This is a genomic window from Aquimarina sp. AU119 (assembly GCF_900312735.1).
Classification (GTDB): domain Bacteria; phylum Bacteroidota; class Bacteroidia; order Flavobacteriales; family Flavobacteriaceae; genus Aquimarina; species Aquimarina algiphila.
In genome coordinates, this window is record NZ_OMPF01000001.1 from 501,971 (window position 1) to 527,104 (window position 25,134).

23 protein-coding genes are annotated in these 25,134 nt (G+C 31.9%); 11 read left to right on the forward strand and 12 right to left on the reverse strand.

Annotation, left to right across the window (positions count from 1 at the left end):
* Positions 1-143 precede the first annotated feature (143 nt).
* The 4 genes from DK442_RS02045 (at position 144) to DK442_RS02060 (ending at position 3,577) form a co-directional block, all read left to right on the forward strand.
* The gene (locus DK442_RS02045; protein ID WP_109434173.1) at positions 144-854 is read left to right on the forward strand and encodes a TIGR04283 family arsenosugar biosynthesis glycosyltransferase; all 711 of its coding nucleotides are present in this window, start codon (positions 144-146) and stop codon (positions 852-854) included.
* 124 nt (positions 855-978) lie between these two features.
* Complete coding sequence (locus DK442_RS02050; RefSeq protein ID WP_109434174.1) at positions 979-1,845, forward strand: AraC family transcriptional regulator; 867 nt, start codon at positions 979-981, stop codon at positions 1,843-1,845.
* A gap of 92 nt (positions 1,846-1,937) precedes the next feature.
* Positions 1,938-2,807 (forward strand): NAD(P)-dependent oxidoreductase, encoded by an 870-nt coding sequence (locus DK442_RS02055; RefSeq protein WP_109434175.1) that lies wholly within the window; start codon positions 1,938-1,940, stop codon positions 2,805-2,807.
* 5 nt (positions 2,808-2,812) lie between these two features.
* Positions 2,813-3,577 carry a DUF6503 family protein gene (locus tag DK442_RS02060; RefSeq protein ID WP_109434176.1) on the forward strand — a complete coding sequence of 255 codons (765 nt, stop codon included), beginning with the start codon at positions 2,813-2,815 and terminating at the stop codon, positions 3,575-3,577.
* A 68-nt stretch (positions 3,578-3,645) separates the two neighbouring features.
* Here the strand turns inward: DK442_RS02060 and DK442_RS02065 are convergent, their stop codons facing one another.
* The 7 genes from DK442_RS02065 to DK442_RS02095 form a co-directional block, all read right to left on the reverse strand.
* Positions 3,646-4,626, reverse strand: a complete 981-nt coding sequence (locus DK442_RS02065; RefSeq protein WP_235010887.1) for an alpha/beta fold hydrolase — start codon at positions 4,624-4,626, stop codon at positions 3,646-3,648.
* Between the two features lie 626 nt (positions 4,627-5,252).
* Positions 5,253-6,524: a POTRA domain-containing protein gene (locus tag DK442_RS02070; RefSeq protein ID WP_109434177.1), complete on the reverse strand. Its 1,272-nt coding sequence runs from the start codon at positions 6,522-6,524 to the stop codon at positions 5,253-5,255.
* 204 nt (positions 6,525-6,728) lie between these two features.
* Complete coding sequence (locus tag DK442_RS02075; RefSeq protein WP_109434178.1) at positions 6,729-7,988, reverse strand: POTRA domain-containing protein; 1,260 nt, start codon at positions 7,986-7,988, stop codon at positions 6,729-6,731.
* Between the two features lie 199 nt (positions 7,989-8,187).
* On the reverse strand, positions 8,188-8,931 hold the full coding sequence (locus tag DK442_RS02080) for a hypothetical protein (protein ID WP_109434179.1): 744 nt from the start codon (positions 8,929-8,931) through the stop codon (positions 8,188-8,190).
* Positions 8,928-9,923 carry a glycoside hydrolase gene (locus tag DK442_RS02085; RefSeq protein WP_109434180.1) on the reverse strand — a complete coding sequence of 332 codons (996 nt, stop codon included), beginning with the start codon at positions 9,921-9,923 and terminating at the stop codon, positions 8,928-8,930. The genes DK442_RS02080 and DK442_RS02085 overlap by 4 nt, the downstream gene beginning before the upstream one ends.
* A gap of 42 nt (positions 9,924-9,965) precedes the next feature.
* On the reverse strand, positions 9,966-10,841 hold the full coding sequence (locus tag DK442_RS02090) for a hypothetical protein (RefSeq protein WP_109434181.1): 876 nt from the start codon (positions 10,839-10,841) through the stop codon (positions 9,966-9,968).
* A gap of 108 nt (positions 10,842-10,949) precedes the next feature.
* On the reverse strand, positions 10,950-11,660 hold the full coding sequence (locus DK442_RS02095; protein WP_109434182.1) for a DUF547 domain-containing protein: 711 nt from the start codon (positions 11,658-11,660) through the stop codon (positions 10,950-10,952).
* A 318-nt stretch (positions 11,661-11,978) separates the two neighbouring features.
* Here DK442_RS02095 and DK442_RS02100 point away from each other — a divergent pair, with 318 nt between their 5' ends.
* The 6 genes from DK442_RS02100 to DK442_RS02125 all read left to right on the forward strand — a co-directional run bounded on the left by DK442_RS02100 (position 11,979) and on the right by DK442_RS02125 (position 19,210).
* Positions 11,979-13,280, forward strand: a complete 1,302-nt coding sequence (locus tag DK442_RS02100) for an NAD(P)/FAD-dependent oxidoreductase (protein WP_109434183.1) — start codon at positions 11,979-11,981, stop codon at positions 13,278-13,280.
* Positions 13,281-13,339: 59 nt separating this feature from the next.
* A complete protein-coding gene (locus DK442_RS02105) occupies positions 13,340-14,938 on the forward strand; it encodes a 4Fe-4S dicluster domain-containing protein (protein ID WP_109434184.1) in 1,599 nt (532 codons plus the stop codon).
* 155 nt (positions 14,939-15,093) lie between these two features.
* Positions 15,094-15,648, forward strand: coding sequence for a toxin-antitoxin system YwqK family antitoxin (locus DK442_RS02110; RefSeq protein ID WP_109434185.1), 555 nt, complete (start codon positions 15,094-15,096; stop codon positions 15,646-15,648).
* Positions 15,649-16,341, forward strand: coding sequence for a glycosyltransferase family 2 protein (locus DK442_RS02115; protein WP_109434186.1), 693 nt, complete (start codon positions 15,649-15,651; stop codon positions 16,339-16,341).
* Positions 16,341-17,813 (forward strand): cellulose synthase family protein, encoded by a 1,473-nt coding sequence (locus tag DK442_RS02120; RefSeq protein ID WP_109434187.1) that lies wholly within the window; start codon positions 16,341-16,343, stop codon positions 17,811-17,813. The genes DK442_RS02115 and DK442_RS02120 overlap by 1 nt, the downstream gene beginning before the upstream one ends.
* Positions 17,813-19,210 (forward strand): mannosyltransferase, encoded by a 1,398-nt coding sequence (locus DK442_RS02125; protein WP_109434188.1) that lies wholly within the window; start codon positions 17,813-17,815, stop codon positions 19,208-19,210. The genes DK442_RS02120 and DK442_RS02125 overlap by 1 nt, the downstream gene beginning before the upstream one ends.
* Here DK442_RS02125 and DK442_RS02130 read toward each other — a convergent pair.
* A complete protein-coding gene (locus DK442_RS02130; protein WP_109434189.1) occupies positions 19,191-20,066 on the reverse strand; it encodes a pseudouridine synthase in 876 nt (291 codons plus the stop codon). The genes DK442_RS02125 and DK442_RS02130 overlap by 20 nt on opposite strands.
* Before the next feature lie 49 nt (positions 20,067-20,115).
* A complete protein-coding gene (locus tag DK442_RS02135) occupies positions 20,116-21,072 on the reverse strand; it encodes a carbon-nitrogen hydrolase family protein (RefSeq protein WP_109434190.1) in 957 nt (318 codons plus the stop codon).
* Positions 21,073-21,648: 576 nt separating this feature from the next.
* On the opposite strand from DK442_RS02135, the gene DK442_RS02140 reads away from it, so the two are divergent.
* Positions 21,649-21,993, forward strand: coding sequence for a hypothetical protein (locus DK442_RS02140; protein WP_109434191.1), 345 nt, complete (start codon positions 21,649-21,651; stop codon positions 21,991-21,993).
* 54 nt (positions 21,994-22,047) lie between these two features.
* Here the strand turns inward: DK442_RS02140 and DK442_RS02145 are convergent, their stop codons facing one another.
* The 3 genes from DK442_RS02145 to mvaD all read right to left on the reverse strand — a co-directional run bounded on the left by DK442_RS02145 (position 22,048) and on the right by mvaD (position 25,127).
* The gene (locus tag DK442_RS02145) at positions 22,048-22,956 is read right to left on the reverse strand and encodes a geranylgeranylglycerol-phosphate geranylgeranyltransferase (RefSeq protein ID WP_109434192.1); all 909 of its coding nucleotides are present in this window, start codon (positions 22,954-22,956) and stop codon (positions 22,048-22,050) included.
* Positions 22,957-22,968: 12 nt separating this feature from the next.
* Positions 22,969-23,904 carry a mevalonate kinase gene (locus DK442_RS02150; RefSeq protein WP_109434193.1) on the reverse strand — a complete coding sequence of 312 codons (936 nt, stop codon included), beginning with the start codon at positions 23,902-23,904 and terminating at the stop codon, positions 22,969-22,971.
* 137 nt (positions 23,905-24,041) lie between these two features.
* Positions 24,042-25,127 (reverse strand): diphosphomevalonate decarboxylase, encoded by a 1,086-nt coding sequence (gene mvaD / locus DK442_RS02155; RefSeq protein WP_109434194.1) that lies wholly within the window; start codon positions 25,125-25,127, stop codon positions 24,042-24,044.
* Positions 25,128-25,134 lie beyond the last annotated feature (7 nt).

The following is a 25,134-nucleotide window of genomic DNA, read 5'->3' on the forward strand; positions in this document are numbered from 1 at the left end:
AATTGTATAAAAATAACTAGGCACACCCTTCGAAAACAAAGAAAAAGTCTATTTTAAAAACAGAATTGTCAGAAATTTATTAATTTTTAGTTGTGTAATGTTATTATTAGTAAAACGTACTAAATATTAAATAAGCGCTAAAGTTGAAAATATCTATTGTTATTCCCATTCTTAATGAAGCCGAAACTATTCAGGTTTTAGTCTCTCATCTCATTAGATCCATTAGAAATAAAGGAAACATAGAGGAAATTATCGTTGTTGATGGAGGAAGTACAGATGGGTCACAGGAAATTGTTAATACGATTTCAAAGAGTGAAAAAGTCAAGGTTAAGCTTGTTCCATCAAAAAAAGGTAGAGCAAGACAACTAAATATGGGAGCTGCAAATGCCAAAGGTGAAATTTTATATTTTCTTCATGCAGATTCTTTTCCTCCTAAACATTATGATCATAGCATTATAGAAGAAGTCAAAAAAGGAAACAAAGCCGGATGTTTTCGTATGAAATTTGATTCTAATCACTGGTGGTTACGTTTTTTGGGCTGGTTAACCCAATTTGAGAGTAAACGTTGTCGAGGAGGGGATCAAAGTCAATTCATTACTGCATTACTTTTTCAACAAATTAAAGGGTATGATGAGTCATTTATTGTTTATGAAGATAACGATCTCGTTGATCGTCTTTTTGCTATTGATCAATTTGTAATTATTCCTAAATATGTAGTAACATCAGCCAGACGATATCGTGAAGTTGGAGTCTGGCGATTACAATATCATTTCTTGAATATTCATATGAGACGATGGATGGGTGCTTCTTCTGAAGACCTATATCGTTATTATAAAGAAAAAGTAGTTAGTTAACATCTAAAAGGTTTTTAAAGCGGCTATGTATACCTCTTTTAATCCAATATATTTTGACCGAAAAACACTACTTTTAACAAAAAACGATATTTAGTCCTAGCTATTTTATTGATTTTTGTATATCATGAAAGTTGTACCACAAGCATTTTATCAACATCCCAAAATAGAAAACATCCTTGTCGATGGACTTTCTTGTGTTATACTTAAAAAAGTAGAGCATAGCGATCTACAGAACCAACGTTATGTTGCTGCTCACGCATTAACCATTGTTCTTAATGGAGCTCTACAAATAGAAACTCCTGAAGGAGAAATTAGTATTATTAATAAAAATCAAATCATTTTATTACCTAAAGGGTTATATATGATTTCTGACATTATCCCAAAAAACGAATCTTTTGAAGCTGTGGTCTTCTTTTTTGATAAAGAAATATGCGATGAATTTTTAGCCGGTTTTGATTTATATGCGTTAGAAAACCTTCCTAAAACACTAATTTTTAACTATGATCAAAACTTAAGGTTATTTACTGACACTTTGATTACCTTATATAGAGGTAAAAGTCTATATCAGTTTACAAAACCAAAACTACTAGAATTACTACATCTTATTAGTCTTTCTGAGAAAGGGGATCAATTTATAGGCAAACTACAGTGTTTAAAAAAAAGAGGTAAAAAAAATATCAAACTCTTTATGGAAGAGAATTTTGATAAGCCCCTTGACATAGAAGATTATGCTTATCTTACAGGTAGAAGTATTTCAACATTTAGGAGAGATTTTAAATCTAAATTCGATATCTCACCTAAGAAATGGTTGATCAAAAAAAGGTTAAAAAAAGCTTCTTTTCTTCTTAAAGAAAAAAGTGATTCTGTAACCAGCATTGCTTTACAAGTGGGCTACGAAAATACTTCTCATTTTATCAAAGCTTTCCATAAAGAATTTCATATCTCTCCCAAACAATTTCAGATCAATCATAGAAAAGATATGTTGATCTAATATTTTGACCGAAAAACACTAGTTTTTGCTTTTCTGAAAACTTATTTTATTCATTACTAAGGACATTTGTATATAATTTAAAATATACAAAAATGAAAAAAATAGGTTTTATCGGCTTAGGTATTATGGGAAGTCGTATGGCGACTAACTTACAAAAAGAAGGTTATGAACTTATCGTTTATAATAGAACAAAAGAAAAAGCTGATACTTTAATTAAAAATGGAGCAGTTTGGGCCAATTCTGCAAAAGAAGTAGGAGAAAAATCTCACTTTGTTATCACTATGCTTTCTACTCCTGAAGTTGTAAAAGAAATTGCTACAGAAAAAAACGGTTTATTTAATGGTATGGCAAAAAACAGTATTTGGATTAATTGTAGCACTGTACATCCATCTTTCACCAAAGACATGGCCCAACAATCAAAAAAATATAAGATTCGTTATATAGATGCTCCCGTAGCAGGCACAACTGGTCCAGCAGAAAAAGGAGAATTATTATTTCTTGTAGGTGGCGATAAAAAAGACATAGAAGAAAGTTCTCCTCTTTTTGATATCATGGGCAAAAAGACAATATATCTGGGTGAAGTGGGTAAAGCAGCTGCCATAAAAATACTTATCAATCAGCTTTTGGGTCAATCTATAGTTGCATTTGCAGAAGCTTTGATCATGGGAGAAGCAATGGGGTTAGAAAAAGAAACTCTTTTTAATATCCTGTTAAACACTCCAGTAGTTTCTCCAGTAATATCTTCTATTCGTCCCAAACTAGAAAATGAAGATTATGAAACTAATTTCCCTTTAAAATTAATACTAAAGGATTTGCACCTTTCCAGTATTTCTGCTTATGAAAACGACATAGCATCTCCGAGTCTCAATACCACCAAAGAAATTTTTGCTCAGGCAAAACAGTATGGATTAGGAGATCTCGATTTTACTGCTGTATATCAATATTTAAATCTTAAAAACTAAAAACTATGAAAAAAAATGTAATAACAATTTTTGCATTGATCTTTACTGTTTTAAACTATGGTCAGGATGCAAAGCAACTTATCACAGAAATGATGAACACTTTAGGAGGAAAACAAAATTTCTATGCAAAAGGAAATGTTTCTTATGATTATGAATACATAAATCAGACTGCCAAAATTCATCTTAAAAGTAAGGAGACATATGTTTTTGATAAAGAGTTATCCTATGCCAAATATTCAGAACATAGTCTTTTAGGAGATGCCGGTAAAGTAATCGAAGGATTTGATGGACAAAACGCATGGGTCAGTATTAATGGTATACTATCCACTGATGAGAAAGCCAATGATATAGCAAGATTTCTGCGTAAAACCAACTACTATTGGTTTGCTATGTTTTTTAAACTTTTAGATGAAGGAGTACATCATGAATTGATGGGAAGTAAAAAAGTAAATGGACAGGATTATCATCTCATTAAAATGACCTTTGGAAATAATATAGGAGATGTAAAGGATACATACGTACTTTATATAAACAAAGCCACCAAATTAGTAGATCAATTTTTATTTACAGTAGAAGGCTTTGGTATAAAAGAACCTAGTCTTATGACTTTTGAATATGAAACTATAGACGGAATCAAGATTGCTACAAAAAGAAAATATATCGAAGCAAATTGGAATGGTGAAATTATTGGAAAACAATACACAACTACAAATTGGACGAATATTAAGTTTAAAACCGATATTGATACATCAATTTTCATGAAACAATAACGTAAATATTCAACAAAAAACTCTGAGCAATATACTACTCAGAGTTTTTTGTTGAATTAAATCCTGTATTATTTTATATTATTCTTTTTCAAAAAGTTAAGAATATAGTTAGCAATTTCATCTCCTTTGTCCTCTAAAGCAAAGTGACCTGTATCTAACAAATGAAACTCTATGTTTTTTAAATCTCTTTTATAAGGATGTGCCCCTTCTGCAGGAAAAATATTATCATTTTTACCCCAAACAATTAGTGTAGGAGGTTGATGATCTCTTAGATATTTTTGCCATTTTGGATATAACTGTATATTGGTCCTATAATCATAAAACATCGCTAATTGAATCTCGTTATTCTCTTTACGAGTTAGGTGTTGTAGATCTATTTGCCAATTATCAGGACTAATCTTGCTAACGTCTTTAACTCCATTAGTATATTGCCATTTTAAGCCATCAATATTATGAAACCCTTCCAAAGCTTTTCCGTTCTCTACAGAGTAATCATTCCAATATTTTTTAAGTGGGTTCCAAAAATCAGTAATTCCTTCTTCATACGCATTACCATTTTGAATAAGTAATGACTCTATTCTATCAGGATATTTTGATGCAATTCTAAACCCAACCGGAGCTCCATAATCCATAAGGTATACACTAAATTTTTCGACTTTTAGTGCTTCCAAAAAGCCTTCAACAATAATCGCCATATTATCAAAAGTATAGTCAAACTCTGACATCAATGGCTGTTCTGATCTTCCATAACCAGGATAATCTGGAGCTAAAACATGATAATCATTAGATAATTGTACTATTAGATTTCTAAACATATGTGACGATGTTGGATATCCATGTAATAGTAAAATAGTCGGTTTATTTTTTGATCCTGCTTCTCTATAAAATATATCTAATCCATTTACTTCTATGGTTTTATAGGTTGTTGATCCATACACTGATTTTGTAGAATGAACGTCTATCTTCTCTGTTATTCTTGTAAAGGAATAGTTTATTCCTATCATCATTGTAAGCAATATAAGGCTTAATGTGGTTTTTAGTGTTCTCATAATTTTTAAATTTATTTGTGTATTTATTTTAATTACCAAACGTTCGGTAAATTTTGATTTTAAAAAATATCAATCAGATCTTGTATTAATGACTACTCTATTACTTTTGAGATCTTATTATGGTACAAATATAACTGATTATAGTTTTTTACCAAACGTTCGGTAATTAATTAACTAATCTTTAACAAATTAATTCTTCACAACCTTGTACGACTGGGTACAGAAAGACAATTAAAAATAAGGTTTTACTTATTTTTAAAATCATCAAACAAACAAACAAACAAACAAGATATTTGAAGACATAATCCTGAGTGTCTATAAATGTTCGGGCAAACTATACTTTTAAAACTTTAGTTATGCTAAAAAACATTTTGAATTTAAGAAATGCTCAGACTTTGAGTAAAAGCCAACAAAAATCAATTCATGGGGGTAGAACATCTAATTGCCCAACCTATCCCCCAGAAGATTGCTTATTTTGTGGTGGTGGTCCTCGACCCAACGGATGCTGTATGGGGTCAGTAAACACGCATTTGTGTTTAAATAGTCTTTAGATGAGAAGAGAAATAGGTTCTACTTAGCTAAGCAAAACCTATTTCTATATCTCTTCGTATAACTTAAATCCGTGTCTAAAAATACTGTCCGATTCCGAAAACAAATCCATTGGTCGCATCATCTGTGACACCATATCCATAGTCAATACGAAAAATAGCATTAAAAATCTTTTTGTGCATAAAACGTAAACCTATACCTGGGTATATCCTGAAATTTTGAGAATCTCCAAAGTCATCAAAATCTCCTCCCGGGTTACGCCAACTTCCTCCATCGACAAAAACGTTACTTTGCAACACAAACCAATCTTTTTCATACAAGGTTTGTCTGTATTCTGTATTAAGTACTATAACTCCGGTACCTCTGTCGATTGTATTTCCAACTCCGCGAATATTTAGATTATTGTCAACTGCGAATGGAGCAAAAGGAGAGTCATCATTGGTTGCTAGTCCCATGCGTAATCTCGAAGCCCAATTCCCTTTTTTTCCAATTCTATGATAATATAGAAAATCATTCCATCCTATAACAAAATCGGGTAAAACATTTTCTGTGCTAATTACGTATTGCAAGTTAAATGTACTTTTAAAACCAGAAACATATTGATAATCATAATTTAGATTATCATATTCATAAATAAGCTTAAACAACAGTTTATTCACATCAAAATCTTGCGGAATTCCTTCAGCGGTAACACCTCGTTTATATTCATAATCCTCATTAAAATAATTAACTCCTAATTCGATTCTATTTTGAAAATTAAACTGGTATAACCCTAAAATCTCATATGATGTATTATTATATTTATAATCTGCAATACCGTTTTCTAAAAACACAGGTTCTTCTGTAGTCAGGTTACTATAATTAAGTGCTAACCCTAATCGCTTACCAAATAAATATGGAGCTCTTAGATTTGCTCCGAAAGAGCTATAAATATCATTCTGATATATACCACCAAATGTTATGTTTTGACCCAATAAATTAAATTCATACAATCCAACCCTAAAAGCAAATTCATCATCATTAGTAGTATAAATGTTAGCTGAAGGAATTATGGTGAAATTTTCTTCGACTCCATAAACGATTTCATAGCCTCCTTCTTTATTATGAACTTGGTAATAAGCATGTGCAATGGCTGGTAATCTTTTAAGTCTTTTAACATCTCGTTCTAATGCTAATGAATCTAATACATTTCCTTGTTCTGTATAAATATGTTTTAATATTGCTGAAGTCTTAGTTTTATTATTTCCTTGTATTATGATATCTAAAACTTTTCCTTCCTGAGCACGCCCATAAAAGAAAAATAGTAATAGAAGAACAGAGAGTATCTCTTTTTGAAGTAGTTGTTTCATCTATGTTAAAATATCAAAATTACGGTTAATTTTATGACAGAATTTATCATTGTTAAATATTTTTTGATTTCTTTTTATATATAACAATCAAATCCAAATCGACCCTATTTTTATTGAGTACCAGATTAACGTTTTTATTTTTTATAAAACTAAAATACCCTGATTACAACAAAATCTATATGCATCAGCCTTCTCATAATCATTTTAGAAAAACTGACCAATCCCAAAGGTTATCCCATTAGTAGCATCATTTCCTACTCCATATCCGTAATCTAATCTAAACACTGCATTAAAAATTCGTTTATGGATAAATCTAATTCCAGCACCAGGATAAAATCTTAATGTACTTCCATCCACCAATTCTTCTAAATCACCTCCTGGGTTTCTCCACGTTCCAGTATCTACAAAAACATTACTCTGGATCACAAACCATCCTTTTTCATACCAGGTATGTCTATATTCTGTATTAAGCACTAACGAAGCCGTACCTCTGTCTATTGTATTTCCAGTACCACGAATATTTAATTGATTATCCACCGCAAAAGGAGCAAAAGGAGTACTATCATTAGATGCATATCCAAATCTCAATCGGTTTGCCCAATTTCCATTTTTACCGATTCTTCTAAAGTATTCAAAATCATTTCTACCAATAAAAAAATCATTTAATAGTCCTTCACCTCCCGTAACAAATCTAACATCTAATAAACTCCTAAACCCAGATACGTACTGATACTCTAGATCTATCGTATTATACTCATATTCTCCTCTATATATTAATTTATCTGCATCAAGCCTAGAGGGAATTCCTATAGGTAAATCTCCATCAATAAAATCGTAAGATTCCTTAGCAATATTTAAACCAATTTCTGCTCTATTATGAAAATTAAATTCGTACAATAAATTGATTTCAAACGCTTTACTATCAAATTTATAATTTACAGTATTATCTTCAAAAAAGATTGGCTCTTGTGAAACTAGATTTTTATAATTAATCCCAAAACCCAACTTGTTAGTAAAAAGATAAGGAGCTTCCCAATATCCTCCATAAGAATCAAAAACATCTCTTTGATAAAATCCACCTAGTATTTGATTCCTACCTAGCAAGTTAAATTCAAAAAGTGAAACTCTATATGCAAATTCATCATTATTATCTGTAGCTATGCTAAATCCAGGAATAATTGTAAAATTCTCTTCAATTTTATAGGTTATATTATAATCTTGATTAGTATTATTTGTAATAATTGCTTCAGCATTTGCTATACCAGGTAGTCGTTTAAGGCGCTCAATATCTGTTACTATACGTAAAGAATCATAAATAGATTGAGGCTTTACTTTTATCAATCTTCGTATAAAAGATTCCTTAGTTCTTTTTAACCCTTCAATCTGTAATTCTGATATTCTGGATTCTTGCGAAAACACACTACAACACCCCAGAAAAATTAAAGATAGCAGGATGTTCTTCATCTGTTTATAATTTTGTTTTTAATGGTGATACTTCAACTCTGTAAAGCATAAGTATAGAATCGACAATACTGATTTTTGGTTGGAATATAAACCTTATTATAGTAGCCTATTTCATAACAATTTCGTTGTACGAGACAATACGTTGGTGTAGACGAGAAAACAAAACTCTTCTTACACATAATTTAATATTTTATTAAGACTAAGGTGTAAAGCTTTTTTCAATGAAGAGATTTACCCAGTTATCTTCGCTAACTCCCATAAGAGTAAAATCATATTGATTCATTGCGTCTAATTCTGGAGGAGGTTCTTGTGTAATATTAAGAACAACATTATCTAGTTTATAATATTGAAATTGTTTTTCGAATGTATATGTTCCCGAAAGCAATTCGTTACTGATATCTGAAATGATTTGAAAATAAATTTTATTATCTTCAAAAACACCATTTCCCCAGGTGAAAACAGGCATTCCTTCTTCCATAGAATTTACCATAACATTATTAGAAAATTCAGTTGGTTTAGTGAGGTGTTTTAGTCGAATCGGATTAGATAAATGCAATTCATTATTTTCAAAAAAGGTAATAATTACCCATTTTTCTTCGGCAGTAGTTCTTGTGAATTTCTTAAGATACCCATTAAAAAAATCAGCAGATTCTATGGATATCTGACTATATTTTTGGTAGTCATTTTTATCATCGTCAACACTTACTGTTTCATAATATCTAATATCTGTAGCACCAGGTCTTGGATAAACATATGCAATAATTTCAGTAGCGTTAGCAGATCCTGATGCGCATGCAATTACATTATCCACATTAAAGGTATTATCTTTTATCAAAGAAGCCAGAGAATCATCAGCTATTGCCGAATTATCATCATTTTTACAAGACAAAATCCCCAAAAACAATACAGTTATAATATTGATATGTTGTATTCTTTTAATCACTTTTTATAAAACGATCTTACCACATCTTCTGCAGGTTTATTTTGTATAGTGAATCTATTATTATCTTTCCCCCCTGATTCCTCATGGTTATGGTACCATTTCCAAAGAAATCCACCTGCAAACCAAGGTTCTTGCCAAAACTCTTCATATAAAGCAGTTAATGCATTATTCTGGGCTATAAAATCAACATTTCCATTTGATCTGCTAGAATCCCAAGGTTCTTTACCGGTATAATGAACACTACGATATCCATATTCGGTGAATAGAACTGGTTTATTAAACCTGGATTGCAAAGCTGTAATATTATTCTTATGTTTTTGCCATCCTTGCTTCAATTCTTCTACATTTGGAGTTTGGCTTTTAGAAATTGGAAAATAAGCATCAATCCCTATGTAGTCAACTTGATCCCAAAACGGAGCCTTATCAAATTGATCCCAATTTTCTGCATACGTTAATTCTCCTTGATATACAGTTCTGGTTTTAGTAATTAATCTATTCCAAAACCCTGGTCTTTTTTGGACAAATGTATGTAGTTCTGTTCCAATGCATAGTATAGGCACTTTCATTTCTTCAGCTAATTCTGCATAAAGCATTATAAAACTTTCATATGATTTTTCGAAGGCTTTCCAATCTTCTTCAGATTGCATATTGATATTACCGGTAAATTCTCCTCTCCAAACCCAAATCTGAGGTTTTAGCATTACTTTGATTCCTTGATCATTAAGCAATTCTATTGTTCTTTTGGCTCCATCTCTTCGTTCTCCCCACCATTGTCTTTCTATATTAAAAACTACAGATGGAGTTGTTAGGCTTTTTACAAAACCAAAAGGCATTACGGCTGCCCAATCTGCATTAACTTTTATAATGGGATCAACAGCTTTTGAAGTTATCTCATCAGGAGATCCAACAAAGCTTACTCCGTTAATCTTTGGTTTTTGCCCAGAACAGGTACAGAAACCAAAACATAACAGCAGTAAAAAAATAGTTCTCATTCTTTTTTTACTGCTGAAAATACAATTTATTTATAATCTCGCCTAGAATACAGCTCTTAATCCTAAATTAAAAGTTTCTCCTAACCCAGTATTACTACCATCTACAAAGTTAGTATATAATGCTTCTATATTTAATTGTTTTGTCAACTGATATTTTGCACCTCCACCTAAGGCTGTAAAACTTTGATCAAAATCATTACCAAGATCAATAAGTTCTGAATGTTGTGCCAATGCTAAAACCGTAAATTTAGAACTTGGGAAATAACTAAAAAATACACCAGGGGTTAGTCTAAGACTGTTGTTTGCAAAACTATCTTCTTCTTCTCCAAAATTTAATTCAGAATTCAATTCTCCAAAAATTTGAAATTTATTTCCAGGAAATGTATAATCATAAAAGAATCTGTTCTGCCAAATAAATCCATTTTGATCTAGAAAAACTCCATTTTCGGTTTCGTTATCTACCAATGGAATAAAGAATGAACTTTGTATGGAGAAATTATTTACATTCTCAAAAGGAACAAATTTTACAGAAGGTGCGATAGATGTAAACCCTGATCTTGCCGTACTACTATTTCCATCAAATTTAAAAACGTCAAGAGCATCTCGATCACCAACAACATTTGATCTAAATTCTAGTATTAATCCAACATTCCATCGTTTATTATTTCCAACTCCAGTATATGCTTCTATCGTAGAAGTAAAAAAGGTTTGTCTGGGTTCATCTCCATCACTAAAAGTACTTTCTGTTTGTGTATACAAATTATTAAACCATTTGATATCAAACTGACCTTTTCCTATTAATTTAGAAGGCGTTAATGTTTGGATTACAGATCCTTGTTGTTCTTCTTCATCTTGAGCTAAACCAATGGCCAGAACAAAAAAACTAATTGCTGTTAATACTATTTTTTTCGTTTTCATTTTTGTGATTTTTACGTGTAGAAGCCCTCTATCAAAGTTTGTTTTGTGTTATAAAACTTTGATAAAAATTCTTACTTTGATTGTTAATTATTATTATAAAATTTGAGATTATTTAATATGATTTAAACTCCAGTTATATGGGTAATAAGATATTTTAGCATCCGAAGGAATTTTTTCTTTTCTGAATTTATTTACATAATCGATTTCTGATCCATTACGGGTAAAGTCTCCTTTATACCATTCAAAAATTTGAGATAATTGTACTTTTTTTCCTTTAACTTTAATAAAACTTGGGTTATTCAATGCTTTTACTGCTTGTCGTTGTAATTGAGATTCTAAACTTGATGGCTTATAAGCCGAAGAAATAATAGGAGGACAACCCAAACCTGCACAAACTAACACAAAGTGAAAACGTGCTTCATTAGGGAAATTTTTACGCAAAATCTTATTCTCTAAATCATTAAGTGTTGTTTTCTTCCCTCCTAAAGTATAAGTAGTCTTATCAAAAAATCCTCTGATACTCGTTGGTGATTTTACTGGATACTTCGCAACTATTCCTTTTATTACCGCCAAATTATAAGCGTTAATATAAAAGGCTTGATAAGTCTTGGGTTTGCTTTTAGAAACACTAATTCCTGATGCCATATCTAACAACTCATTGAGTAATGCCGGGTCTTTTTTAATATTTTTATAATTCACTCTCCCATTGGTTACATGAGTCTTAAAAAAAGAATCTGCTTTAGCAAAAAAATCTGCTGTACTTTGAGAAAACCCAAATTGAATAGAGAGAAGGAATATTAGAATTGTTATCTTTTTCATCTTTTACCTTTTTATCAGTCTTATATTTAAAAAATTGAATTTATTATATTATAAAATGTTAAAATTTACCTCGGTAATGGGCATTCAGTCGAACGGTCAAACAGCAACTTACAAACAAAATAGAATTTTCTTCATTATTTCTTTTTGAATTTTTTAAAAATTAATCCGTACGCTGAATTCAAAAATTCCTTACAATCAAAGTGGTTTTTAGACTGATTCTAAATTAATTCAACAACATAAGTTCTTATATTTATATTCGACTGATTGATCGAAGTCTTCACTTCTTAGTTAAATATTGACAACCAATAACTATTCTTTATGGAACACATTGTGATTATCGGAAATGGAATTTCAGGGGTTACTGCTGCAAGACATATACGTAAAATGTCTGACAAAAGGATCACTATAGTTTCTGCCGAAACAGATTATTTCTTTTCTCGTACTGCACTTATGTATATTTATATGGGGCATATGAAATTTGAACATACACAACCTTATGAAAATTGGTTTTGGAAAAAAAACAGGATTGAACTTAAAAATGGCTTTGTTTCTAAGATAGATCATCAGGCAAACGAACTTATATTTTCAAATGGAGAAACCCTTGGGTATGATAAGCTTATTCTTGCAGTAGGTTCCAAGCCTAACAAATTTGGATGGCCTGGTCAGGATCTTGATGGTGTAATGGGTATGTATCACAAACAAGACCTTGAAAATCTCGAAAAACATGCTCCAAATAATCAGGTCTGTAAACGAGCTGTGATTGTTGGAGGTGGATTAATAGGTATAGAATTAGCAGAAATGTTGAATTCTCGTAATATTCCCGTTACTTTCTTAGTTCGGGAAAAAAGCTTTTGGGATGCAGTACTACCTGCTGGTGAAAGTGGGATGATTAATCGACATATCCAAAATCATCATATAGATCTTAGATTAGGAACAAACCTTAAAGAAATTATAGCAGATGAGAACGGAAAAGTAAAAGGTGTTGTTGTTCAGGAAACCGGAGAAGTAATTGATTGTAATGTTGTAGGGCTTACTCCTGGAGTATCTCCAAATATAGATTTCTTAAAAGATTCTGGAATTGAATTAGGGCGTGGTATAAAAGTAAATCGATTTCTAGAGACCAATATCCCTAATATATATGCTATCGGGGATTGTGCAGAACAACACGAAGCCATAGGAAATCGTAGACCAATTGAAGCGGTTTGGTATACTGGACGAATGATGGGAGAAACCCTGGCGCAGACCATATGTGGTAACAAAACAGAATATAAACCTGGACATTGGTTTAATAGTGCCAAATTTCTAGATATTGAATATCAAACCTATGGTTGGGTATTTGGTAATCCAAAAGAATATGAACAACAATTTCATTGGATACATGAAGATGACACAAAGTGTATTACTGTATCATACCATAAAGAAACCTCAGAATTCTTAGGCATTAATACATTTGGTATTAGAATGCGTCATGAAGTTTTTGATCAATGGCTAACAGAAAAAAGAGATGTTGACTATGTTATGCAACATCTTCCTGAGGCTAATTTTGATCCAGAATTCTATTCTACATACGAGTCAGAGATACTTTCAGCATATAAAAAATCACAACTTCAAACTGCATAAAACAAAATATAGACCTTACTCATATTAAAACTTGAGAGGTTTGATTAAAAAAACATACGATGAGTAATAAATTAGATCATAGCATGTCGCTTGCAAATCCTGATACAAAGGGGATTTCCACAAAACAAAAAATAGCTTTAGCTATTGGCTTAATAGGGCTTTTAATTTTGGCTCTTGCCCTTTTAAATACAAACTTCCCTAATCAGGGAGTATTTCTAACACTGTCACTTGGACTAATTACAGCAGGAACAATTTTATTTGCTAATGAAGCCTATTTAACCAAATTAGAAGGAATTAAAAATGATGGTGTCTGGTTTAAATCTATTTCTTCTAGAGGGGTGCTTGGTTGGCTCACCGGTGTTGGATTAACTGCATTCTATATTGTCCTCTATTTTTACCCCGACCTTCTAGGAATGGGTACTGATGGTGCCGCCAATACTGGATTAATAGGCTTATTTGATCCTTTAAGTAGAATATTAAGTGGTAATCCTGCTAGTCAATGGTTTGTTTACGGAACTCTATATACTATTGCAATTATTGCCTTCGGATATAAATTCATTTTAAAATATAGACATAATCGCTACCAGCAAATTCGTACAGTTTCTGTAATGTTTTTCCAATTAGGATTTGCATTCTTGATTCCAGAATTTATGGCCAGATTAAATTCAGAGTCATTTAGTTTACCCTATTATGATCTTAAAAACATGTGGCCGCTAAACTATTATAATTTTGATCAGTATCGAATCGATTCATTTATTAAAGCCGAAACTATTGGATTAGGTTTATTAATTTTTGGGATTGTATCTATATTCGTAATCTCTCCTTTTCTTACCTATAAATTTGGAAAAAGGTGGTACTGCTCCTGGGTTTGTGGTTGTGGTGGATTAGCAGAGACAGCGGGAGATTCTTTTAGACAATTATCTAGTAAAAAGATGAGTGCATGGAAACTTGAGCGTTGGTTAATTCATGCGGTTTTGGTATTTTCTGTAGTAATGACTACTGCCGTTATACATACATATTTAGGATATGATCCAAACAAATATTGGTTAACAAAAGATGTATTCCTGTTAAGCGTAGCTGGATTTCTAACTCTTGTTTTTGCCGGAGTTCTATTTTTCAAGGGTAAAGAACTTGGAAAAGATGCTAAATATGGAGCGATTGGTTTCTTTGTTGTCATTGTAGCCTTAATTGGTATGCATTATACAGGAACAACTTCTGAAGTCTTCTTTTTAAAAGCAGGAGGTTTAAGATCTGCATATGGGTTATATATTGGTTCGATATTCTCTGGAGTTATTGGTACAGGATTTTATCCAATTTTAGGCAACCGAGCATGGTGTAGATTTGGTTGTCCGATGGCTGCGATTCTAGGGTTTCAACAACGATTATTCTCTAAGTTTAGAATTACAACCAATGGTGGACAGTGCATTTCATGTGGAAACTGCTCTACCTATTGTGAAATGGGAATTGATGTACGCTCTTATGCACAAAAAGGTGAAAACATAGTACGATCCAGTTGTGTAGGTTGTGGAGTTTGTTCTGCAGTATGCCCTCGAGGAGTGCTTAAGTTAGAAAATGACAAACTTGATGGTCGTATTAACTCTAATGAAATCTTATTAGGTAATGATGTTGACTTAATGGATTATGTAAATAAAAAATAAACCTTTGATTAGGTAAAAATTGGAATATCATACCTCATGATAAATGCCATATCTAAACTAAAATTTTGGATATGGCATTTTTACTAAAAATAGTTTTTAAAAAATGTTAGTATTACTATTGGTTCTCGTCTAAAGCATCTAATAAGCCAATAATTATGTTTCAAAAGCTTTTCATTCTTTTATTTTTGGTTTCCTTTTTAGGAAATGCAACAACGAATAAGAAAGAATATCATTACGAATATTACAGTAATGGTAGTATAAAAGCTGAAGGGTGGAAATCTGGAGATATTAAAGTCGATTTTTGGTATTTCTATTACCCTAACGGAAAAGTTTCTCATGAAGGACATTTTAAGAAAAACAAAAGAGAAGGATTCTGGTATTTTTACTCAAAAAATGGAAAAAGGCTAAGAGAAGGACATTATAAAAACGATAAAAAAACCGGATACTGGTATTTTTATTCTGAAACTAACAAATTACTTAAAGAAGGGCATTTTGTAGATGATAAAGCTGAGAAATGGTGGATTATTTACGATATTGCAGCCGGAATAACCAGAAAGTACCAATATAAGAATAATAAAAAAGAAGGATACTGTCTATTGTATAAAAACAACAAACTTTTTAAAGCTGAGCGTTATATCGATAACAACAAGACTGGTGAATGGACCGATATTTTTAGTTTTAAAAGGGACAATCCAAACGCTTCTCTATAAATGACTCCCATCATAAACGTTATCATACCCGCTTTTAATGAAGAAGATTCTATCGGACATGTAATCAAAGAGATTCCCGATGTAGTATCCGAGGTCATTGTTGTGAGTAATAATTCTACAGACCGTACAGAAAGTGTTGCAAAAAATGCTGGCGCTACTGTAGTAAAAGAAGAACAAAAAGGATATGGATATGCCTGTTTAAAAGGTATGGAATATATCGCATCAAAAGAAAGCAAACCTGATATCATTGTTTTTTTAGACGGTGATTATAGTGATTACCCAGCAGAACTCACTAAGATTATTGCTCCAATTTTGGAGCAAGATATTGATATGGTTATTGGATCTCGAGTAAAACAACTTAGGGAATCTGGTTCTATGACATTTCCTCAAATATTTGGAAATTGGCTGGCTACAGGGTTAATGAAACTTTTTTTTGGAGCAAAATTTACAGATCTTGGTCCATTTAGAGCTATAAAATATGACACGCTTCTAGCATTAGAAATGATAGATAAAACCTATGGATGGACTGTAGAGATGCAACTAAAAGTATTAAAAAAACGTTATACCTATACTGAAGTGCCTGTGCATTACAAAAAGAGAATTGGTGTCTCAAAAGTTTCTGGAACCATAAAAGGTGCTATATTTGCAGGCGTTAAGATTTTAAGTTGGATTTTTAAATATAGCTTTGCGTAATGGATATTGCTATCATCATAACCTACACAATTGCTTTGCTAATCATATTTATGTATAGTCTGGCACAGCTAAATTTGCTTTTTAATTATCTTAAATCCCGAAAGCAATCTGATAACTCTCCTACTTTTGACTTCTCTAAGGATAAGGAGATTCCAAATGTTACTGTTCAATTACCTGTATTCAATGAATTATATGTTATGGACCGTCTATTGGACAATATTGCTGAACTTGACTATCCTAAAGATAAATTAGAGATACAAGTCTTAGATGACTCAACAGATGAGTCTGTAGTTACTACCGCAAATAGAATTAAGAAATTACAAGAGACTGGCTTAGACATTAAGCATATATGCCGTGAAGACAGAACCGGATTTAAAGCCGGGGCTTTGAAAGAAGGACTTAAGATCGCCAAAGGAGAATTTATTGCCATTTTTGATGCTGATTTTCTTCCTGGAAAAAAATGGTTATTACAAACCATCCCATATTTTAAAGATCAAAACATTGGTGTTGTGCAAACTCGATGGGGACATATTAATAGAGATTACTCTATGCTTACCAAAATTCAGGCTTTTGCATTGGATTTTCATTTCACAATGGAACAGGTTGGCCGTAATTATAAGAATCATTTCATTAATTTTAATGGTACTGCTGGAGTTTGGCGAAAAACTTGTATCGAAGATGCCGGAAACTGGCAAGGAGATACACTAACAGAAGATCTGGATTTAAGTTATAGAGCACAGTTAAAAAAATGGAAGTTTAAATATCTTGAAGAGGTAGAGACACCAGCAGAATTACCCGTTGTAATAAGTGCTGCTCGTTCACAACAATTTAGATGGAATAAAGGTGCCGCAGAAAATTTTCAGAAATTATACTGGAAAATGCTTAAAGATAAAACCGTACCTCTTAAAACAAAATTTCATAGTTTCTTTCACTTGTTAAATAGTAGTATGTTTTTACTAGTATTGCTAGTTGCTATTCTAAGTGTACCAGTTATGTATATCAAAAACAATAATCCATTATTTAGCTGGTATTTTAATGTAATTGCATTTTTTGCCTTAAGTACAGTTATATTTTTCTTTTGTTATTGGCATACATTTAAAAAAATACATGGTAAAGGGTTCTGGAATTTTATGGAATACATAAAAATGTTCTTCACTTTTTTCTCCATCGCTATGGGATTCTCAGTACATAACTCTATGGCTGTTTTAGAAGGACATTTTGGGAAGAAAAGTGAATTTGTTCGTACTCCAAAATTCAATATCAATACTTTGAAGGATTCATGGAAAGGAAATAAATATGTAAGTAAAAACATTTCAGGAAATACTATCATAGAAGCCTTATTAATGGGATATTTTGGATTTGCCTTATATAGTGCTTTCGAACTTCAGGATTTTGGATTGTTTCTATTTCATATTATGTTATTCCTTGGCTTTGGGTTTGTATTTTTTAAATCTGTAACCTCTAAGTTGTAATGCTGCAACAATGGAAATATCATAGATTTTCCTTACTTCTTATTCTTATTGGCATTCTCTTTTATTGGAGTTTTGCTTATCAACTTATTCGAACCGATTTTACCAAAATGATTAGCCTTTGGGTAGGAGTATTCATCATTTCATATAAACTTATTCAGCTCAACCCAAACAATTGGAAATTACTGGCTACTGCAGGACTGTTATTTAGAGTTGTATTCATCCTAGCTATCCCCAATTTATCACAGGATTTTTATCGGTTCATTTGGGATGGGAGAATGCTTTTAGAAGGATTCAATCCATATTTATCTTTACCCGAAGTCTTGGTAGCGCAAGGTAATGCTCCTATTGCTCAAGCACAGGAACTATATAATGGGATGGGAGAACTTAATGGCAGTCATTATACAAACTATCCTCCCGTAAGTCAGTTTTGTTATTTTATTGCAGCTTTATTTGCCAGCAAAAGTATTTGGGGCTCTGCAATTATATTGAGACTACTTATTATTCTAGCAGATATAGGTACATTCTTTTTCGGAAAAAAACTACTACAATCTTTACATCTCCCTGAAAAAAGGATTTTTTGGTATATTCTTAATCCTTTTATCATTATCGAACTTACAGGAAATCTTCATTTTGAAGCGGTAATGGTCTTTTTTATTATCTGGTCTTTATACCTTTTGCACAAAGGGTATTGGTATTGGGCTGCAATAATCCTGGCATTATCTGTTTCGGTAAAACTAATTCCACTACTTTTCTTGCCTGTATTTTTTCAGAAATTTGTTTTAGGAGAACAGAAAAGCTTCAACAAGCTCAGCCTGATATCAGGATTACCAAAATTGATAGGGTTTTACAGTATTGTTATTACCGTAGTCTTTCTAACTTTTGCACCGTTCTTATCTGGAGAATTCCTGGCCAATTTTAGTAAAACAATTAGTTTATGGTTTCAGAATTTCGAATTTAATGCCAGTATTTATTTTATCATTCGCTGGATAGGATATCAAATCGTAGGGTGGAATGTCATAGAGACTGCTGGCAAGATCTTACCACTGATAGCTATCATTATTCTTTTAGCAATTACATTCATTAGAACCAATAGAAATACCCCACAGCTTATCACAGGAATGCTACTAGGTATTTGTTCTTATTATTTTTTATCCACCACAGTACACCCCTGGTATATTGCTGTTCCACTATCACTTTGCGTATTTACCAACTATCGATTTGCTATAGTTTGGTCTTTTGCAATTATTTTTAGTTATACTGCTTATATCCACCCTGATTTTAAAGAAAATCTATGGATGGTCGGGCTAGAATACTTTTTAGTATTTTCTGTTTTAATTTGGGAAATCTATCAAAGATTTAAATCTCCTAAGTTAGACGTTACGACATCTTCAAATTAATTACTTCTTGTTCGGTAAGTATTCTCCAATGACCTCGAGGTAAATCTTTTTTGGTTAATCCCGCAAAAATCACTCTATCCAATTTTACTACACTATAATTAAGGTGTTCAAAAAGTTTATGAATGATTCCGTTCTTTGAAGATTGTAATTGAATTCCTATTTCATTTTTAGGAGCCCCTTCTATGTATGAGATTTCATCTACATTAATGAAACCTTCTTCTAATTTAATTCCCTTCTCTATTTTTTGAAGATCTTCAAATTTAAGATTACGTTCTAATTCTACATGAAATATTTTACGTGTACCGCTTTTATGATGCGTTAATTTCTTTTCTAAATCCACATCATTGGTAAACAAAAGTAACCCTGTTGTATTTCTTTCTAATCTGCCCACTGGTTTTAATACAGACTTAGACGCATTAGATACCAAATCCATAACCGTTCTGGTTTTTTCTGGATTAGTACTGGTTACAAAACCTTTGGGTTTATTAAGTAGTACATATTCTTTCTTGTGTGGAGTAATTAAACGTCCATCAAACTTAACCTCATCGGTAAGCTTTACTTTATATCCCATTTCGGTAATAGGTTTTCCATTAACCCATACACTTCCTGTCTGAATGTATAAATCAGCTTCTCTTCTAGAACAAACACCAGAATTCGCTACAAATCTATTCAGTCTTATTTCATCAGAATCATTAATCTTTTTAGGCCCTGTATTATCTTTCTTTACAAATGCCTTACCTTTTGAGAATGATTTATTCTTAAAATTAGATGTAGATCGTTCACTTGCATCTTTTCTTGCTTTCCCATCTCTTTTTCCACTACTCTTCCTTCCTCGAGAATTACCTTCGCCACTCATATCTTAAAATTTTGTGCAAAGATAATTCTTTAAAGCATAGGTTTAACAATTATTCCTTGTTGAAACGAACTGTACTTTGTCGTTCTCTATTTACGTGTAATTGAGTAACATCGGGTCTAGAATAATGACCTACCGGATCAAAATTCTGACGCTCCTGTAATACTCTGTTAAAATCCAAGGTTTCAATCAAAAGACCTTCCTTATTGATAACGGGTTCTAACACCCATTCTCCATCTGGTCCAGCTATACACGAACCTCCATTACCCAAAATTTCGGGAGCTTTCTTTAATATTTCATCCAAATGTGGTGTTGTTGATGGGAAATCTTCTTTTCGCATCAGACTAGAAACAGAAATCACATATGAACGTGATTCTCTTGCTATAAAACGGGTAATATCTTTTGTATTATAATCACTACCTGGCCATACGGCAATATGTAGATTTTCTCCTTGACCATATAATGCTACTCTAGGTAAGGGCATCCAATTTTCCCAACAATTTAATCCTCCCACAGTAAATTCCTTTAATGGATGTACCAAAAGTCCGTTACCATCGCCCGGAGACCAGGTCAAACGCTCTTCATAAGTCGGTTGTAATTTGCGATGTACCGATTTAATTTCCCCCTTTTGGTCAATATATACCAAAGAAGCATACAAACTATGGCCTCCTCGATCCAAAGGTCGTTCTATAATTCCTAAATAAATAGCAATATTATGCTCCTCTGCAAGATCACAAATAGAGTCTAAATCTCCATTTTCTATCACAATAGAATTCTGAGCATAATGTGCATGAATTTCTTTTTGAACTGTACTATTAAATTGCGCTCCATCCGTTAGTGATACCCAAAATGGATATCCCGGTAGCAAAGATTCACCAAAAATGACTAGTTCTGCTTTTTTAGAAGCAGCTTCTACTATTGAGTTTTCAATCTTTTTAATTGTAGCTCCCTTATCTAACCAGACAGGGGAGATTTGAGCAAGTGCAACCGTTAATAATTGGTCTTTCATCAGTTTATTTTATTGTTTTAGAGGTCAGATGGAATCTTTGACGATTAAAAATAATCATTTTTGTAATTCTTAAAGATTATTTTAATCGTGTCGGTTTCATTAGTTAAAATTTATTATTTCCAAGAATTATATAGCATTCCTATATATTTCTACGTTATTTACTTCAAATTTCTCAGGAAATCTCGTCTAAGGTTAACAAATGCTTAACATGCAAAAAACTGATTTACAACGCGTTAATTCAATTCATTAGCATTACTGCAAAACCTCAACTTAACATTAACCTAACATTAGAACACCTCCAAAAAACAAGATATTGATAGTATTCTACTGTAAATATTAAGGATGTCATATCCAATCTTAAGTTTCATATCCATTCCTAAAAAGTAAACATATAAAAACTATTTATTCCTCAAAGTTTAATTTACGTTAAAACATACTCTTTTTTACCTAATCGTAATGATTGGAATACGTTATGGTAAAGTAAAATGCTCAAACACATGAATATTCGATACTACATTTGTCATATAAAATTAGAAAAAAACATATTTAAATACTCAAATCTAAAAAACAACAAAAATGAAAAAGTTAACAATTTTATTCGCAGTATTCGTATTAGGGTCGACGCAAATTTTTGCTTCTAATGATAATCCTATCAACTCTGAGCAACAGTTAAGAAATCAAATCGCTGTCCTTTTAGAAAGTCCAGAGATTCTTGTAGAAAATGATACACTTAACGCTAAAATCGAATTCACTTTAAATGGTGAAGGTGAGATCGTAGTATTATCTGTAGATACAAAAGAAAGTACGGTAAAAAACTACGTAAAATCAAGATTGAATTACAAAAAAATAGATTCAGAAATTGCAAATATTGGTAGTAAAATATTTAGAATTTCTTTAAAAATATTAAAGCCCCGAGCATAAATTTAACCTCTTATGATCATGCAAAGCAGTTGTATTTATTACAGCTGCTTTTTTTTACCATAAAATCTTATCTAAAATTATATTCACATCAATTAATATAATGCTGAATGTTCCCGAGACAATAATTAGCTTTAAGATATTATGTAGCCAAACATAATGTGTTCTCCCCTTTGATCTCCACAGCCCTAAAAGAAAAGCAAAAAGGAGTATTATACATGCATAAAAATAAAGATACATGTATCCAACTTCATATCGAGTGAGTAGTAAATAAATAGGAAGCCAGGAAGCCAAAATTAAAACACTTAATATCCTTTTAGAGATTAATTCTCCATATACAATGGGTATTGTTTTATAATTATTCGCAAAATCTCCTCTTAAATTCCCCAGATCTTTGATCATTTCTCTCATGATCAACATTAGAAATAAAAACGTGGCATGAACAAAAATAACTTCATCAAAGTTTTTATAATAGATAAATACTGCAAAAAATGGAGTTATCGCCAATAAAGATGCTATAATATTACCTATGATAGGAAATTTCTTGAGCTTATGAGAGTAAAACCAGATTCCAAAAATATATAACGAAAAAAAGATTACAGCTCGAAACGAAACATAGCTAGCACAAACCACAGAGAGAAAATTAAGTACAAAATACCCTGTGAGTCTTGTACGCTGACTCACCAACCTGTCTAACATCGTTTTTTGTGGTCTATTGATGAGATCTTTTTCTTTATCATAAAAATTATTAATAATATATCCAGCTGCAATTACTCCTGCAGAAGCTAAAACAATAACAAATAGATTTGGATCCAGAATAACATCCCGAATTCTAATGTGTGGTGCCAGAATAAAAATTGAAGTAAGATATTGTGCAAGAACAATGATAAGGATATTGTACCCTCTAACAATAGAAAATAAACTCAATAATTTAAGAAGAATGAGTTTGTTTTTTCTGGTAAGCATAGGTAATGCTTATTAAAAATTGTAAACTACCTCTAGTTTATAATCCTTAAGTGAAGCTTGTGCTTTATCAAAATCCTGGGTAAAGCCTAAAATGTAACCTCCTCCTCCTGAACCGCATAATTTGAGGTAATAATCATTAGTTTCTATCCCATGCTGCCATAACTTATGGAATTGCTTAGGAATCATTGGTTTAAAATTATGCAAAACCACATGTGAAAGTTCTTTTATATTCGAGAATAAAGACTTAACATCTCCTTTAAGGAAATCATCTACACAAGCATCTGTATATTTAACAAACTGAGTTTTTAGCATATTGCGAAAACCTTCTTGTTTCATACTCTCCATAAAGATGCTTACCATAGGAGCTGTTTCTCCTACAATACCACTATCTAACAAGAAAACCGCTCCCTTTTTATCTACAGTACTTTGCGAAGGGATTCCTGCTGGTTCTATATCATCCTTAGAATGAATAAGGATTGGTAAACTTAAATAACTATTAAGCGGATCTAAACCAGAGCTTTTACCATGAAAGAAAGACTCCATAAGTCCAAAAACAGCCTTAAGCTTTAATAATTTATCACGAGTAAGATTCTCTAAAACTGTTATTTTATCTTCTGCATACTTATCATAAATCGCAGCCACTAATGCTCCACTACTTCCCACACCGTATCCTTGCGGAATACTGCTATCAAAATACATCCCAGAATTAATATCTGTATATAGTTTTTCAAAATCAAACTTTACTACCCCTTGATCTTGAACTCCTTCAAGATAGGTAGCAAAATTTTTAAGATGAGCATTGGATTCGATAGCTTCCTGATCTGGTGTATCAGATACTTTTAGTGCTCCTTTAAAGAAATTATATGGTATAGAAAGACCTTTGGAATCCTTAATAATACCATACTCTCCAAACAAAAGTATTTTAGAATAAAATAATGGTCCTTTCATCTGTTCTTTTTATTGTTTATCATTTCTCATAAATTCTATCATTACTACGTTTTGTTGAGATTTACTCAACAATACTGACTCAATAGATGATTTGTATATGAGTTCTATCTAAATTTGTCTCCCCTATTAGGATAAAGTTACACTATTTTTGCTCCCCATCCTATTTTGTCACAAATATACTGACCATTCTGACAATAAGCAACTAACTCGCTGGTTATGAAATCTAAAACTTCATTTTTCTCAGAATTTGGATATAAAACATGCACATTTGCACCGGCATCCAATGTAAAACAAACCTTAGACCCTGTTGTTTTTCGATATTCCCAAATTTTCTGAATTACAGATAACGTATTAGGTTTCATTAATATAAAATAAGGCAGAGAAGTCATCATCATTGCATGTAATGTAAGGGCTTCGCTTTCTACAACTTCAATAAAAGTATCGATATCACCAGAAATTAATATCTCCTTCAACTTTGAAATATTACCCGAAGCTTGTTCGAATCTTTTTGTAGCAAAGGGGTGGCCGTGCATCAAATCGTGACCAACAGTACTACTTACTTGTTTTTCTCCTTTATCTATTAATAAAATTGTATCCTGATATGTATCGAAGTTTTGATGAACAGTATAAGGAAAAGGGACTGCAAATGCATCGCTACTTCCCTCAATATCATTGTGTTTTCCCCAAACCGTTACTGGCCCTTCTATGCTTCGACAAGCACTACCAGAACCTAAACGAGACAAGAATGAAGCTTTTTGAAGAAGTTCTGCTTCAGAAATATCTGGGTTTATTTTTTTTTCTAATTGCATCAGGCAATATGCTAAAGCACTCATCCCGCTAGCAGAAGAAGCAATACCACTACTATGCGGAAATGTATTACTGGTTTCTATCGTAAACTTATATTCTTTCAAAAAAAGAAGGTATTTCTGAATTCTATCAAAAAAGTTTTGAATTTTAGGTTTAAAGTCTGGTTTTGGTTTTCCTTCAAAAAATAAATCAAAATCAAAATCTTCTGAAGCACTATCTAATTTCTTATATCTTAAGATTGTCGTTGTTTTACAATGATCCAATGTAAAGCTAATGGATGCATTTTCTGGTAGTTGAACTGGACGCTTACCCCAATATTTTACCAAAGCAATATTACTGGGTGAGGTGCAACTTATGGTTCCTTCTTCTGGTAATTCTGAAATTTTGGATGACGCAAACTCGGGATAATCTGTCATGATATGT

Excerpts from the sequence above, each read along its gene's own strand:
- DK442_RS02050 (WP_109434174.1), top strand. The coding sequence starts at position 979 with ATGAAAGTTGTACCACAAGCATTTTATCAACATCCCAAAATAGAAAAC.
- DK442_RS02055 (WP_109434175.1), top strand. The coding sequence starts at position 1,938 with ATGAAAAAAATAGGTTTTATCGGCTTAGGTATTATGGGAAGTCGTATG.
- DK442_RS02060 (WP_109434176.1), top strand. The coding sequence starts at position 2,813 with ATGAAAAAAAATGTAATAACAATTTTTGCATTGATCTTTACTGTTTTA.
- DK442_RS02065 (WP_235010887.1), bottom strand. The coding sequence starts at position 4,626 with ATGAGAACACTAAAAACCACATTAAGCCTTATATTGCTTACAATGATG.
- DK442_RS02070 (WP_109434177.1), bottom strand. The coding sequence starts at position 6,524 with ATGAAACAACTACTTCAAAAAGAGATACTCTCTGTTCTTCTATTACTA.
- DK442_RS02075 (WP_109434178.1), bottom strand. The coding sequence starts at position 7,988 with ATGAAGAACATCCTGCTATCTTTAATTTTTCTGGGGTGTTGTAGTGTG.
- DK442_RS02085 (WP_109434180.1), bottom strand. The coding sequence starts at position 9,923 with ATGAGAACTATTTTTTTACTGCTGTTATGTTTTGGTTTCTGTACCTGT.
- DK442_RS02090 (WP_109434181.1), bottom strand. The coding sequence starts at position 10,841 with ATGAAAACGAAAAAAATAGTATTAACAGCAATTAGTTTTTTTGTTCTG.
- DK442_RS02095 (WP_109434182.1), bottom strand. The coding sequence starts at position 11,660 with ATGAAAAAGATAACAATTCTAATATTCCTTCTCTCTATTCAATTTGGG.
- DK442_RS02100 (WP_109434183.1), top strand. The coding sequence starts at position 11,979 with ATGGAACACATTGTGATTATCGGAAATGGAATTTCAGGGGTTACTGCT.
- DK442_RS02105 (WP_109434184.1), top strand. The coding sequence starts at position 13,340 with ATGAGTAATAAATTAGATCATAGCATGTCGCTTGCAAATCCTGATACA.
- DK442_RS02110 (WP_109434185.1), top strand. The coding sequence starts at position 15,094 with ATGTTTCAAAAGCTTTTCATTCTTTTATTTTTGGTTTCCTTTTTAGGA.
- DK442_RS02115 (WP_109434186.1), top strand. The coding sequence starts at position 15,649 with ATGACTCCCATCATAAACGTTATCATACCCGCTTTTAATGAAGAAGAT.
- DK442_RS02120 (WP_109434187.1), top strand. The coding sequence starts at position 16,341 with ATGGATATTGCTATCATCATAACCTACACAATTGCTTTGCTAATCATA.
- DK442_RS02125 (WP_109434188.1), top strand. The coding sequence starts at position 17,813 with ATGCTGCAACAATGGAAATATCATAGATTTTCCTTACTTCTTATTCTT.
- DK442_RS02130 (WP_109434189.1), bottom strand. The coding sequence starts at position 20,066 with ATGAGTGGCGAAGGTAATTCTCGAGGAAGGAAGAGTAGTGGAAAAAGA.
- DK442_RS02135 (WP_109434190.1), bottom strand. The coding sequence starts at position 21,072 with ATGAAAGACCAATTATTAACGGTTGCACTTGCTCAAATCTCCCCTGTC.
- DK442_RS02140 (WP_109434191.1), top strand. The coding sequence starts at position 21,649 with ATGAAAAAGTTAACAATTTTATTCGCAGTATTCGTATTAGGGTCGACG.
- DK442_RS02145 (WP_109434192.1), bottom strand. The coding sequence starts at position 22,956 with ATGCTTACCAGAAAAAACAAACTCATTCTTCTTAAATTATTGAGTTTA.
- DK442_RS02150 (WP_109434193.1), bottom strand. The coding sequence starts at position 23,904 with ATGAAAGGACCATTATTTTATTCTAAAATACTTTTGTTTGGAGAGTAT.
- mvaD (WP_109434194.1), bottom strand. The coding sequence starts at position 25,127 with ATGACAGATTATCCCGAGTTTGCGTCATCCAAAATTTCAGAATTACCA.